Annotated in this window: 12 protein-coding genes and 2 pseudogenes; 8 read left to right on the top strand and 6 right to left on the bottom strand. The window is 69.1% G+C overall.

Features of this window, described 5'->3' with window-relative positions; all coding sequences use genetic code 11:
• Positions 1–43 precede the first annotated feature (43 nt).
• Positions 44–1,807, bottom strand: a complete 1,764-nt coding sequence (gene mptB, locus QM774_RS04550) for a polyprenol phosphomannose-dependent alpha 1,6 mannosyltransferase MptB (RefSeq protein WP_414974749.1) — start codon at positions 1,805–1,807, stop codon at positions 44–46.
• Positions 1,808–1,935: 128 nt separating this feature from the next.
• On the opposite strand from mptB, the gene QM774_RS04545 reads away from it, so the two are divergent.
• From QM774_RS04545 to trxA, 8 genes and pseudogenes are all read left to right on the top strand, one after another.
• Positions 1,936–2,679: a helix-turn-helix transcriptional regulator gene (locus tag QM774_RS04545; RefSeq protein ID WP_414974748.1), complete on the top strand. Its 744-nt coding sequence runs from the start codon at positions 1,936–1,938 to the stop codon at positions 2,677–2,679.
• Positions 2,676–4,131, top strand: a pseudogene (gene sufB, locus QM774_RS04540) (Fe-S cluster assembly protein SufB). The gene QM774_RS04545 and the pseudogene sufB overlap by 4 nt, the downstream one beginning before the upstream one ends.
• Positions 4,131–5,342 (top strand): Fe-S cluster assembly protein SufD, encoded by a 1,212-nt coding sequence (gene sufD, locus QM774_RS04535; RefSeq protein WP_414974747.1) that lies wholly within the window; start codon positions 4,131–4,133, stop codon positions 5,340–5,342. Before sufB ends, sufD begins: the two are co-directional and overlap by 1 nt.
• A 55-nt stretch (positions 5,343–5,397) precedes the next feature.
• Positions 5,398–6,186: a Fe-S cluster assembly ATPase SufC gene (sufC, locus tag QM774_RS04530; RefSeq protein ID WP_414974746.1), complete on the top strand. Its 789-nt coding sequence runs from the start codon at positions 5,398–5,400 to the stop codon at positions 6,184–6,186.
• 4 nt (positions 6,187–6,190) lie between these two features.
• Positions 6,191–7,504 (top strand): cysteine desulfurase, encoded by a 1,314-nt coding sequence (locus tag QM774_RS04525; RefSeq protein ID WP_414974745.1) that lies wholly within the window; start codon positions 6,191–6,193, stop codon positions 7,502–7,504.
• A complete protein-coding gene (gene sufU / locus QM774_RS04520) occupies positions 7,504–7,959 on the top strand; it encodes a Fe-S cluster assembly sulfur transfer protein SufU (protein WP_414974744.1) in 456 nt (151 codons plus the stop codon). Before QM774_RS04525 ends, sufU begins: the two co-directional genes overlap by 1 nt.
• Positions 7,956–8,291 carry a metal-sulfur cluster assembly factor gene (locus tag QM774_RS04515; RefSeq protein ID WP_414974743.1) on the top strand — a complete coding sequence of 112 codons (336 nt, stop codon included), beginning with the start codon at positions 7,956–7,958 and terminating at the stop codon, positions 8,289–8,291. Before sufU ends, QM774_RS04515 begins: the two co-directional genes overlap by 4 nt.
• A gap of 67 nt (positions 8,292–8,358) precedes the next feature.
• Positions 8,359–8,745, top strand: coding sequence for a thioredoxin (trxA, locus tag QM774_RS04510; protein ID WP_414974742.1), 387 nt, complete (start codon positions 8,359–8,361; stop codon positions 8,743–8,745).
• 4 nt (positions 8,746–8,749) lie between these two features.
• On the opposite strand, the gene QM774_RS04505 is transcribed toward trxA, so the two are convergent.
• From QM774_RS04505 to QM774_RS04485, 5 genes and pseudogenes are all read right to left on the bottom strand, one after another.
• Positions 8,750–9,868: a lycopene cyclase family protein gene (locus tag QM774_RS04505; protein WP_414974741.1), complete on the bottom strand. Its 1,119-nt coding sequence runs from the start codon at positions 9,866–9,868 to the stop codon at positions 8,750–8,752.
• A complete protein-coding gene (locus tag QM774_RS04500) occupies positions 9,865–10,638 on the bottom strand; it encodes an SDR family oxidoreductase (protein WP_414976592.1) in 774 nt (257 codons plus the stop codon). The genes QM774_RS04505 and QM774_RS04500 overlap by 4 nt, the downstream gene beginning before the upstream one ends.
• A gap of 828 nt (positions 10,639–11,466) precedes the next feature.
• Positions 11,467–12,012: pseudogene (locus QM774_RS04495) on the bottom strand (glycosyltransferase family 2 protein); the annotation flags it as partial.
• Positions 12,013–12,059: 47 nt separating this feature from the next.
• Entirely contained in the window at positions 12,060–12,362 is a 303-nt protein-coding gene (locus QM774_RS04490; RefSeq protein WP_414974740.1) for a hypothetical protein, read from the bottom strand.
• 116 nt (positions 12,363–12,478) lie between these two features.
• Positions 12,479–13,159, bottom strand: coding sequence for a hypothetical protein (locus QM774_RS04485; protein WP_414974739.1), 681 nt, complete (start codon positions 13,157–13,159; stop codon positions 12,479–12,481).
• Between the last annotated feature and the right edge of the window lie 115 nt (positions 13,160–13,274).

Below are 13,274 nucleotides of genomic sequence, written 5' to 3'. Positions count from 1 at the left end.
GGGCTCAAGAGTAGGCCTGCCGGGGCCGGCGTCCGCGACCGGGTCAGGTGCGTCGCCGGTGTCGCCACCACTGGCGCGTCGGATGGTCGATGAAGAAGAACGCGCTTGTGACCAGGGTCATGAGCAGACCGGTGGCCAGGCCCTGAGCGACCACGAGCGGTGGCGTGTCCGAGCTGGTGGGCATCACGACGACGGCGATGATCGCGGACACGACGACCGTGCCGACGCGGAACCAGCGGGTGGTGGCCCACGCGGCGAGCGGAATGATCGCCCACAGCAGATACCAGGCCTGAACGAACGGGAAGAACACCACGAAGGTCGCCATCGCGATGCCGAGGCCGCCGAGAGGATGGATGCGGCCGGCGATCACGGCGAGCAGCCACCGGATCACGAACAGGCCGGCGATCAGCTGACCGATCGGACGGGCCACATCGAGGATCGCCTGAGTCTGCTCACCGAGGCCCAGCCAGAGCCCGATCCGGCCGGCCACCACCGACAGCAGGGTCGGCATGGACATCCACGAACGGACGATTCCGCCGGTCGACAGCGTCGAGGTCCATCCGAAACCGAGTCCGGTTCCGACGCAGATCCCGATCACCACGACCGCGGTGATGGCACCGGACAGCGCTGCGGCGCGCAGGAGAGCGACGATGGAGGTCCGCGACCGCGCCCACCATTGCGAGACCGGAGCATTGCGCAGCGCGGGGAGCGTCGCGCCCCATCGGACGGCCAGCGCGACTCCGACGAAGCCGAGTGCGAGCGCCGACGCGACCTTGATCATCGTGGAGGCGGCGATCACCGCGATACCGGCGATCAGGATCCAGCCTGCGGCGGAGGGCAGATAGGGCCGTCCGGGTTCGCTGAGTCGGCCGGTGCCGTAGATCGCGCGGAACGACCACTCCATGCCGACCAGCATCATGCCGATCATCAGGGCTTCGTTGTGGATTCCGCCGACGAGATGCAGGATCAGCAGCGGGTTGAGGGCCCCGAGCCAGAGCGCCGCCACCGACGAGACTCCGCAGCGTCGTGCCAGGCGGGGCAGCGCCCAGACGATCAGGCCGACACCGAACAGGGCGACCAGGCGGTGCAGGAAGACGGCTGCAGTGATGTTGTCACCGGTGACACGGGTGATCTGCTCGCCGATCCAGAGGAACAGGGGACCGTACGGCGCCGGAGTGTCCTTCCAGAGATTGGGCACCGAGAGCGTCAGGGGATGGTCGACGCCCAGGCCGCGCATCGGGCTGTACGTGTACGGATCCATGCCGCGGAACGCGATCGCGCTCTGCGCCAGGTACGAGTACACGTCCTTGGACAGCAGCGGCGGCGCCACCAGGAGCGGGGCGATCCACATGACGAGCGTCCGGTCGGCCTGACCTCGGCTCATCCGCCGTGCCGGGCTCCGTCCCTCGGCGACCTCCACCCCGTATCGGCCGATCGCGTAGCGCCCGAGCAGCACCCAGGCGACCACCAGCATCATCGTGCCGCCGATGGAGATCGTCAGGGCGGTGGAGAACATCCGGGACGGCAGCGACAGCAGCCGCATGCCGACGATGGGGTTCTGGAGGACTGGAACCATGCCGGTGCCGAGGGATCCGATCAGGATCAGAACGGCGCCGGTGGTGCCGAACAGCCGGATCCGGCGCAGGCGCTTGTCTTCGAGCGCGTTGAGCGGCCCCACCTCGGATTCGGAGTGGTGCATCCGGGCCAGGGTCACGCCGTAGTCGCCGGTGGCATCGATGTCCGTCGAACGCGGCCTGCTCAGGCCGAGGTAGTCGAGTGCGGGACGCACACCGGGGACATGAGGCACGGATTCGACTGTAGGCGACGGCTGCGCCGGGATCGGCCGGACCCGCGGGACGAGTGGGGGCGGTGTGGCTTAGGCGACCCTTGCTGGAACGCCGGGAACAATTACGACACAATAATGTTGTGAAAAGCGTGGAGGAGCGAAACGACCTGCTCACCGAGCAGTTGACGGAAGGGTCCGGCGCCGACGGCCAGACCCGCGCCGCCGTCGTGTCCCTCCTCGTGGACGAAGGTCCGCTCACCGCCGGCGACATCGCGGAGCGGCTGGGCATCAGTCCCGCCGGCGTCCGCCGCCACCTGGACATCCTGACCGCGGCCGGCGACATCGAGCCCGCCGCCCCCGGATTCGGGAAGGGCGGCCGCGGCCGTCCCGCGAAGTGGTACCAGCTCAGCCCCGCCGGGCGCGGCAAACTGCGGCACGCCTACGACGATCTGGCCGGCGCCGCGCTGCGTAAGCTGCGCGACATCGCCGGCGAGGACGCCGTGCAGAGCTTCGCCGCCGACCGCATCGACGGGATCGTCTCCGAGATCGCCCCGGCCTCGTCGTCGGGCGACGTGGTCGCGACCGTCGAGCAGATCGCGGACGCGCTGACCAGTGCCGGCTACTCGGCCAACACCCGCGAGGTGGGCACCGGCGTGCAGATCTGCCAGCACCACTGCCCGGTGGCGCATGTGGCCGCCGAGTTCCCCGAACTCTGTGAAGCCGAGACCGCCAAGTTCACCGAACTCCTCGGCACACACGTTCAGCGACTGGCCACCATCGCCAACGGCGATTGCGTGTGCACCACGCACGTACCTCTCCACCCGCCACCGGACACCGCGGCTCCCGAACGAACCCTGCCGACACAGCCCACCCATGGAAAGGCCTCACGATGACGGTCACCGATCCCGCCGGCACCACCGCGCCCGGCGCTCCCGCTCTGACGCAGGAGGAGACGATCGCCTCCTTCGACCGCTACGGCTACGGCTGGGCGGACAGCGACGCCGCCGGCGCCTCGGCTCAGCGCGGTCTGTCCGAGGCCGTCGTGCGCGACATCTCGGGCAAGAAGAACGAGCCCGAGTGGATGCTGGAGCAGCGCCTCAAGGCCCTGCGCATCTTCGATCGCCAGCCGATGCCGACGTGGGGCGCCGACCTGGATGGCATCGACTTCGACAACATCAAGTACTTCGTGCGGTCCACCGAGAAGCAGGCCCAGTCGTGGGAAGACCTGCCCGAGGACATCAAGAACACCTACGACAAGCTCGGCATCCCGGAAGCGGAGAAGCAGCGTCTGGTCGCCGGTGTCGCCGCCCAGTACGAGTCCGAGGTCGTCTACCACCAGATCCGCGAGGACCTGGAGGAGAAGGGCGTCATCTTCCTGGACACCGACTCGGGTCTGCGTGAGCACCCCGAACTGTTCCAGGAGTACTTCGGCACCGTCATCCCGGCCGGCGACAACAAGTTCTCCGCCCTCAACACGGCGGTCTGGTCGGGCGGCTCGTTCATCTACGTTCCGCCGGGTGTGCACGTCGACATCCCGCTGCAGGCCTACTTCCGGATCAACACCGAGAACATGGGCCAGTTCGAGCGAACGCTGATCATCGTCGACGAGGGTGCCTACGTGCACTACGTCGAAGGCTGCACCGCGCCGATCTACAAGTCGGACTCGCTGCATTCGGCGGTCGTGGAGATCGTCGTGAAGAAGGGCGGCCGCTGTCGCTACACGACCATCCAGAACTGGTCGAACAACGTCTACAACCTCGTCACCAAGCGGGCGAAGGCGGAGGCCGGCGCCACCATGGAGTGGGTCGACGGCAACATCGGCTCGAAGGTGACGATGAAGTACCCGGCCGTCTGGCTGACCGGCGAGCACGCCAAGGGCGAGGTCCTCTCGGTCGCGTTCGCGGGCGAGGGCCAGCACCAGGACACCGGCTCCAAGATGGTGCATTCTGGCGCCGTACACCTCCAGCAACATCGTCTCCAAGTCGGTGGCGCGCGGCGGTGGCCGATCCTCGTACCGCGGCCTGATCAAGGTCAATCCGGGTGCCCACGGCAGCCGGTCGACGGTCAAGTGCGACGCCCTGCTGGTCGACCAGATCAGCCGGAGCGACACCTACCCGTACGTCGACATCCGCGAGGACGACGTCACCATGGGCCACGAGGCGACGGTCTCCAAGGTCAGCGACGATCAGCTGTTCTATCTGATGTCGCGGGGACTGACCGAGGACGAGGCGATGGCCATGGTCGTCCGCGGTTTCGTGGAGCCGATCGCCAAGGAGCTCCCGATGGAGTACGCCCTGGAACTCAACCGGCTCATCGAGCTGCAGATGGAAGGAGCGGTCGGCTGATGACGGCCACCGACAAGACCACCGATTCGGGAGTGGTCGTCAACAAGGGTGAGCTGTTCACCTCGTTCGACGTGAACGCCTTCGAGGTACCGGCGCAGCGTGAGGAGGCGTGGCGGTTCACCCCGTTCCGCCGTCTGCGCGGCCTGCACGACGGCACCGCCGTCGCGACCGGACAGACCACCGTGGAGGTGACCGGCGCCGGGAGCGAAGCGAGCGGGCCGAATCAGACCGGCGCCGGGAGCGGCGTGAGGGTCGAGACCGTCGGCCGCGACGACAAGCGGCTCGGTGCGGGCGGTGTGCCGTTCGACCGGGTTGCCGCGCAGGCCTACTCGTCCTTCACCCAGGCCACGGTCGTCACCGTCGAGAAGAACGCGCAGGTCGACGAGCCCATCACCGTGACCGTCACCGGCCCCGGACAGGGCGAGACCGCGTTCTCGCACATCCAGATCCATGCCGAGCCGTTCAGCAAGGCGACCGTCGTGCTCGACCAGCGTGGCGGCGGGACCATCGGCGAGAACGTCGAGTTCATCGTCGACGACAGCGCCCACCTGACCGTTGTGAACGTGCACGACTGGGATGACGACGCCGTGCACGTCACCGCGCATCACGTGTCCGTGGGCCGCGACGCGGTCCTGCGGCACTTCGCGGTCAGCCTCGGCGGCGATCTGGTGCGGCTTTCGCCGCGCGTGCAGTACACCGCGCCCGGCGGCGACGTCGAGATGTGGGGCCTGTACTTCGCCGACGGCGGCCAGCATCTCGAACAGCGGCTTCTGGTCGACCACTCCGCCCCGAACTGCCGATCCCTGGTCACCTACAAGGGCGCGCTGCAGGGCGATCCGTCCGGCGACAAGCGCAAAGAGGCGCACACCGTCTGGATCGGCGACGTGCTGATCCGTCCGTCCGCGGAGGGCACCGACACCTACGAGCTCAACCGCAACCTGGTGCTCACCGACAACGCCCGCGCCGACTCGGTGCCGAACCTGGAGATCGAGACCGGCGAGATCGTCGGCGCCGGTCACGCGAGTGCCACCGGCCGCTTCGACGACGAGCAGTTGTTCTACCTGCAGGCCCGCGGCATCCCCGAGGAGCAGGCGCGCCGCCTCGTCGTGCGCGGTTTCTTCGGCGAGGTTCTCGCCAAGATCCCGGTGCCCGACGTCCGGGAGCGGCTGGAAGCCGCCGTGGAAGCCGAACTCGAAGCCGCCGGCGCCTGACCCGCCCGCGCATCAGCCCCGCTCGACCGAGCCTGTCGAAACGAAAGAAAGAACTATGACCACCCTGGAAATCCGCGACCTCCATGTCGACGTCGCCCAGTCCGATCCCGACGCCGAGCCGATCCACATCCTCAAGGGCGTCGACCTGACCATCAAGTCCGGCGAGACGCACGCGATCATGGGCCCGAACGGCTCGGGCAAGTCGACACTGTCGTACGCGATCGCCGGCCACCCCAAGTACGAGGTCACCTCGGGCAGCATCACCCTCGACGGCCAGGACGTCCTGGAGATGACCGTCGATGAGCGCGCTCGCGCCGGCCTGTTCCTGGCCATGCAGTACCCGGTCGAGGTGCCCGGCGTCTCGATGTCGAACTTCCTGCGCAGTGCCGCCACCGCGGTCCGCGGCGAGGCCCCGAAGCTTCGCCACTGGGTCAAGGAGACCAAGGAGGCGATGACCGAACTGGAGATCGATCCGGCCTTCTCCGAACGCAGCGTCAACGAGGGCTTCTCCGGTGGCGAGAAGAAGCGTCACGAGATCCTGCAGCTGAGTCTGCTCAAGCCGAAGATCGCGGTGCTCGACGAGACCGACTCCGGTCTGGACGTCGACGCGCTGCGCATCGTGTCCGAGGGCGTCAACCGCTACAAGGAGCGTGAGGACGGCGGCGTGCTGCTGATCACGCACTACACGCGCATCCTCCAGTACATCAAGCCGGACTTCGTGCACGTCTTCGTCGACGGCCGCGTGGTCGAGTCGGGTGGTCCGGAACTGGCCGACGAGCTCGAGAAGAGCGGCTACGTGCGTTTCACCGGTGGCGCCAAGACCGCCGCCGCTGCAGCGAAGTAAGTCCATGACCGTCACCAGCTCGGACCGGCCCGCTCGCGGGCTCCCGGCGCCGACGGACTTCGACGTCGCGACCGTCCGCGCAGACTTCCCGATCCTGTCTCGAACGGTCCGCGACGACCGCCCGCTGGTCTACCTGGATTCGGGTGCCACCGCGCAGCGTCCGGTGCCGGTCCTCGACGCCGAGCGTGACTTCCTGCTGCACCACAACGCGGCGGTCCACCGGGGCGCGCATCAGCTCGCCGAGGAGGCGACCGATGCGTACGAGGATGCGCGCGCCGCGATCGCCGGCTTCGTCGGTGCCGCAGTCGACGAGATCGTGTTCACCAAGAACGCCACGGAGGCGCTCAACCTGGTGGCGTACACCCTCGGTGACGATCGCTGCGCCGGACTGTTCGGCGGTACTCCGCTCGGCGCCGGCGACACGATCGTCGTCACCGAACTCGAGCATCACGCGAATCTGGTGCCGTGGCAGGAACTGTGCCGTCGCACCGGTGCCACGCTGCGCTGGTACGGCGTCACCGACGACGGCCGGATCGATCTCGATTCGCTGACTCTCGACGACTCGGTGCGGGTCGTCGCGTTCACGCATCAGTCGAACGTGACCGGTGCGGTCGCGGACGTCGCCGAACTCGTGCGGCGCGCCCATGACGTGGGCGCGTACGTCGTGCTGGACGCCTGCCAGTCCGTGCCGCACCTGCCCGTCGACTTCACCGCTCTGGGCGTGGACTTCGCCGCGTTCTCCGGGCACAAGATGCTCGGGCCGAACGGGGTCGGCGCGCTGTACGGGAAGGCGTCGCTGCTCGCACAGTTGCCGCCGTTCCTGACCGGCGGATCGATGATCGAGACCGTCACCATGGAGGGCTCGACGTACGCGGCACCGCCGCAGCGATTCGAGGCCGGTACGCAGATGGTCTCGCAGGTCGTCGGCCTCGGCGCCGCGGTGCGCTACCTGGAGAACATCGGCATGGAGGCGATCGCCGCGCACGAGCACGCCTTGACCGCCCGGGCCCTGGAGCTGCTCGGCGGGATCGACGGGCTGCGGATCATCGGCCCGGCCACGCCGGAGAACCGCGGGGGAGCGGTCTCCTTCGTCGTGGACGGCATCCACGCGCACGACCTCGGCCAGATCCTCGACGACCGCGGTGTCGCGATCCGGGTCGGGCACCACTGCGCCTGGCCGCTGCACCGCCGGTTCGGTGTCGCCGCCACCGCGCGGGCGTCGTTCGCCCTGTACAACACGCTCGACGAGGTGGACGCCCTCGCCGACGCGATCGGTGAGGCGCAGCGCTTCTTCGGCGTGCCGGGGGAGGACGCCTGATGCGGATGGAGCAGATGTACCAGGACGTCATCCTGGATCACTACAAGCATCCGCACGGACGCGGTCTGCGGGACCCGTACGAGGCGGAGGTGCACCACGTCAATCCGACCTGCGGTGACGAGGTCACCCTCCGCGTGCATCTCGACGGCGACACCGTCGCCGACGTGTCCTACGACGGTCAGGGCTGCTCGATCTCGCAGGCGGCCACGTCCATCCTGTACGACCAGATCGTCGGCCTCGACACCGCCGAGGCTCTCAAGACCGTCGACGCCTACAACGCCATGCTCACCTCCCGCGGCGAGGATCCCGGCGACGAAGACCTCATCGGCGACGGCATCGCACTCTCCGGAGTCAGCCGCTATCCGGCGCGGGTCAAGTGCGCCCTGCTCGGCTGGCTCGCCTTCAAAGATGCGCTGGCCCAGGCGCATTCAGCCCCGTCAAGGAGTACGTCATGACCGATCCGAAGACCGCTCTGCCGAGCATCGATGACGTGGAGGAGGCCATGCGCGACGTCGTCGACCCCGAGTTGGGTATCAACGTCGTCGACCTCGGCCTCGTGTACGGCATCGAGGTGAACGACGACGCCGGCGCCAAGCTGGACATGACGCTGACCTCGCCGGCCTGCCCGCTCACCGACGTCATCGAGGATCAGACCCGCAGCGCCCTGGTCTCCAGCGGTCTGTGCACCGACATCGAGATCAACTGGGTGTGGCTGCCGCCGTGGGGTCCCGACAAGATCACCGACGACGGCCGCGAGCAGCTGAGAGCCCTCGGCTTCACCGTCTGAGGCCGTGCCGGCCGGTCCGGTCGGTACCGTGGGGAATGAACCGCCCACCGCGACCGTTGAGGAAGACATGAGTGCTATTGATCTGACCGGCCAGAACTTCGAGCAGACGGTCATCGACAACGACATCGTGCTGGTCGACTTCTGGGCTTCCTGGTGCGGTCCGTGCCGCCAGTTCGCCCCGACCTTCGAGGCGGCGTCCGAGAAGAATCCGGACATCGTGTTCGGCAAGGTGGACACCGAGGCCGAACAGCAGCTGGCCGCTGCCGCGAGCATCCGTTCCATCCCGACGCTGATGGTCTTCAAGAAGGGCCATCTGATCTTCAACGAGGCCGGAGCCCTGCCCCCGCAGGCACTGGATTCGCTGATCGACCAGGTGAAGGACCTCGACGTCGACAAGGCGATCGCCGAGGCGCAGGCCACCCAAGGGGACCAGGCGCCGGGAGATCCCCAGTAGAACCTCAGGCCGGCGGGCGGACCGCGCTCCGCACCGTCAAGCCGATCACACGTCCCTGCAGCCGTAAGGGCAGTCGCCGGAACACCGACCACATCGTGGACAGTGTTCCGGCGACGTCGTCTCTGGAGCTCAGGTAGGCCCGCTGTGCGGGCGCCGGCAGGCGGAAGAACGCGTCGAAGAACGCGGTGAGTTGGGAGCCGTCGAGCCCGAGGAGGACGCCGAGTCCGATGAGCCGGATCCGGTACACGCTCCGTGCGCCGCGGGGCCACAGTGCCCGTCGGGGGCAGGTGCCCTCGCTGATCGCCGCGACCAGAACGTCGGCCGCGTTGAGCGATGCGGCGATGCTGTAGCCGGTCGCCGGATTCATCAGGCCGCCGGCGGCACCGAATCGGAGTGGGGCGTCGTCGGCCTGCTTCCACGGGTGGCGGCCCGCGGTGAGAGGGAAGTCGACGAGCTCCGGCCGACCGTCCGCCGCGGGACGACCGAGCCGGGCGCCCAACTCCTGCGGATCGGGTGCGGGCCGTCCGGCCAGGCAGGTCTCCTCGATCAGCTCCGCGCCGTGGCCGACGTCGACGCGGTACACGAACGAGGGCGACTTCTCCGGCGTGCTCCGCCAGTCCATCAGCACCATGTCCGCGTTCGCCATCCCGTTGGTTGAGCCGGGCGACGAAGGAGCCCGTGTCGAAACCACACCCCACGCCGTCTGCCGCACGACGTCGCCGACCGCCCGTCCGCCGCGTGCGTCGATCACCACATCCCCGCGCAGCGTCCGGCCGTCGTCGAGGGTCGCAGTCCGCGCGGTCAGTTCTGTGACCCGCTGCCGTTCCAGCTTCGCACCGGTGACGTCGAGCGTTCGGTGCAGGGCCGCGGCGTCGAGCACTGCGTAACCGCGGTCGATGTCACGACGTCCGGGCGTGTAGATGGTGACGACGGGCGACCGGGCGGCCACTACCGCGTCGGCGTCAAGCCAGCCGGGGAGGTCGTCGGTGAACAGGCCGAGGGTGGCGGTCCAGGGTGTGTCCGGGTCCGGGTCGATGAGTGTGACGTGATGGCCTGCGGCCAGAGCTCGGTGGGCGAGGCCGCGGCCTGCCGGTCCGGCTCCGACGACGAGCAGATCGGTCACAGGCTCCCGGTCGCCAGCAGGCCACCGTCGACGCGGAGGGTCTCACCGGTGATCCAGGCGGCGTCGTCGCCGACGAGGAAGGCGACGGCGCGGGCGATGTCCTCGGGTGATCCGAGGCGCTGCATGGGGTAGGCGGAGGCGGCTTGGTCCTCGCCGCCGGCGACGAGCGCGTCGGCGAACCTGGTCTTGATGATGCCGGGCGCGATCGCGTTGACGCGGATGGCCGGAGCCAGCTGCCACGCGAGTTCTTCGGTGAGCCGGATCAGCGCCGCCTTGCTCGACCCGTAGGCCGCGATCACGCCTGTCGAGCGGAGGCCGGCGACCGAGGCGATGTTGATGACGGCGCCGCCCGAACCGGCCATGCCGGCCTTGTAGGCCTCCTGGATGTACCCGAGCGCCGCCACGACGTTGGTGTCGAAGATCTTCCGGACGGCGTCGAGATCGGCGTCCATGAGCGGACCGTAGGTCGGGTTGATCCCGGTGTTGTTGATCAGGATGTCGATGCCGCCGTTCTGGACGGCGGCGGAGATGGCCGCGGCCCGGTGGTCGGCATCGCCGGTGTTGCCTGCGACCGGCGTGACGGTGGCGCCGGGAACCGCGGCGACGATCTCTTCGGCGGCCGACTTGAGCGCGTCGTCCTTGCGTCCGGTGATCACGACGGCGGCACCGCGGGCGGCGAGTTCGGTGGCGATGGCCAGGCCGATACCGCGACTGCCACCGGTGACGACGGCGGACTTTCCGGACAGGTTCTTCTGCGCAGCTGTGCTCATGCCGTCCAGGCTAACGCCGCCGGCGTGAGTTCGGTCACCGGAGTCCGCGACTGCCGGTGAGGGCACCCTATTGTCGATCGGGTGACCTCCCGAATACTGCCGTCGATCGCGATCGGGGCCGTGGTGGTCGGTGCGGTCGGTGTGCTGGCGCACCTCACGGGTCTGGTCAGCAACTGGGCTGCTCGTGTCGCGGCGTTCGCGCCCTATCTGATGCTCGTGGGCGTCCTCGGTTTCGTGGCCGCACTCGGTCTCCGGTCGACGACGATGAGTTCGAAGCGCGGATAGTCCTGGGCCAGCACCGCCGCGACCGTATCGAGCAGGGAGTGGCCGGCCGACGGTGCAGACGACCACGGAGACCGGGTCGCCGACGGTGATCGGGCGCCGGGTCGGGGCCTGCGCAGCGCTGTCGCCGGTGTCGGTGTTCGGCCGTCGGCGTCGGGTGAGCGTGCCGATGGCGGCCCCGGCGACGGTCGTCGCGACACCGAGCAGCATGGTCAGGAGCCGCTGGAGGGCCGTCAGGTCGCCGCGGAGCATCTGCCCGAGGTACCGGGCGATACCGCTGGTGATCGTGGTCAGCAGGTAGCGCGTCTCGGTGGACAGGGCCGAGGAGGTACCGGCGATGCTGCTCAGCGTCGCCTTCGACCGGCCTTCGTGGTGGCAGCGGGAGACGAAGTAGCGCAGGCGGGACCGGGCGGGGGTGATGTAGTGGTCGACCGCGAACGCGGTGTGCCGACGGATGTGAGCGTCCGGTTCGGCGCGGGTGAGCTGGATGCCCATCAGCGTCTCCTCGCAGCCGGCCGGTAGATCGGCGATGCGTCCGAGGTCTTCGTGGAAGCCGCCGATCGCGGCCAGCGCCGTGCGGCGTACCGCCATGGCGGCACCGATCGGATTGCGGATCGCGGCGCCGTCGGCGGGCATCCCGCGGTAGTCGCAGCCGACGACCCAGCCGAATTCGTCGGGGAACCATCGCGGTACCGCGTCGGTCCAGACCGGACGGACCGCGCCGCCGATGGCGGGCGTGTCCTGATCAGCCATCCCGTTCCGGACCGCCGCGAGGCCGCCCGGTGCGAGCACGGCGTCGTCGTCGAGGTAGACGAGAAGGTCGGCGACGGACTCGGTGAGGGCCGTGTTGCGCGCTCCGGAGAGCCCCGGACCGCCGGTACTCGCCAGGACCCGGACGCCCGGTGTATCGGAGTAGTGGCCGGCGAGGCGGACGCGCAGGTCGGCGTTGTGGTCGACGACCACCAGAACCTCGTCACCGTGGTGGAGTTGTCGGTGGGCGGCGTCGACGGGCCGGAGGAGGAGCTCCCAGCGATCGAACGTGTAGCAGCAGACGACGACACACAGCGATGGCGTGGTGGTCTCGTTCGGCAAGTCCCGCTCCTGTCAGATAGGTGAGGCTTACCTCGGCTAGGGGACCCTTAGTTCAAATAGCGAGCCGGTGCGGCGACGAATCGGCTCATTGCGTCTGAGATCACAGCCGGCGCCAGGACCGTCGGGTGATACGACGTCGACAGATCGAAACCGTCGTGCACGCCGACCGCCTCGACGACGATTCCGGCCGGATCCGGGTGATCGACGCGGACGCCGTACCCGCCGTCTCCGGGCCGGCACCAGGGATACAGACCGAACTCGGGGAGGGCATGGACACCCGAGAAGGTCGAATGCGCCCTCCCCGGACGCGGCTCACCGGTGCCGGTCCCTCGTCGGGTCAGTTCGGACACGGTCAGGGCGGAGTGCTCGCCGGACGCGCCGGCGACCGCTCCCGACAGGCGCCGATGCAGACAGGCCGCGCCGTCGCCGTTCCGGTGGGGCAGACGCAGTCCGGTGACGACGTTGTTCAGGGGACGTGCGCCCGGGCTGCCGTAGCGGCGCAGGTCGACCGTGGTGGTGATCGCGTCGTCGAGGTCGATGCCGGCCTCGCGCAGAGCAGCGATGCGCCGGTGCCGCTCCGTTCGCGCCAGCGACGGATGTCGGCGACACCGTCGGCGTCGATCCGGGCGAGGTGCGCCGCCGCCGGCCCGGTGACCGGGTCCGCGGGGTACGGTCCCGGCTCGTCGGCGACCGGCTCGGGGTCCCGGGCCTGCCGCAGTACCTCGCGCATGCGGCGCGGATCCCGTCCGAAGGTGCGCCACACCGCACCGGGCAGACCCTGTCCTCGGCGTGAGATCGCGCGCCGGAGGTCGGGATCGGCCGGATCGACGGCACCGGTCACGACCAGGTGAGTCATCACCGCGAGCGCGACCTCACCGAGCCCGTGGTCGTGTTCGGTGCGCAGGTAGCGTCCGGCCAGCGTCAGCCGGAACGGAGCGCCGGCCGGTGGGCCGTTCAGCAGGTCGAGCGGGCTGCGCGGCTCGTCTTGCACGGTGACGGCATCGACGACCCGATCGGCCCGATGCGTCCAGTGGGAGCGGTCCGACCGGGGTTCGAGGCCGAGCCGGGCAGCCGGCCCGAGCGCCGCGAAGTCGTGCAGGCGGGACCGGGCCACCTCTGCGGAGGGGAGCTCGATCGGCCCCAGCACGACGGTCACCCTCGTGCCCGCATGCAGGCGATCGAGGACCGTCGCCCGGACCGAATCGGTCGTCCTTCGCGAATCCCTCACCCCATCAGGTTAGTGCACCCTTAGTTCACGGAGT

It is taken from the genome of Gordonia sp. (in: high G+C Gram-positive bacteria) (genome assembly GCF_047600565.1).
Taxonomy (GTDB): domain Bacteria; phylum Actinomycetota; class Actinomycetes; order Mycobacteriales; family Mycobacteriaceae; genus Gordonia.
This window is presented reverse-complemented; position numbering and strand designations above follow the sequence as displayed.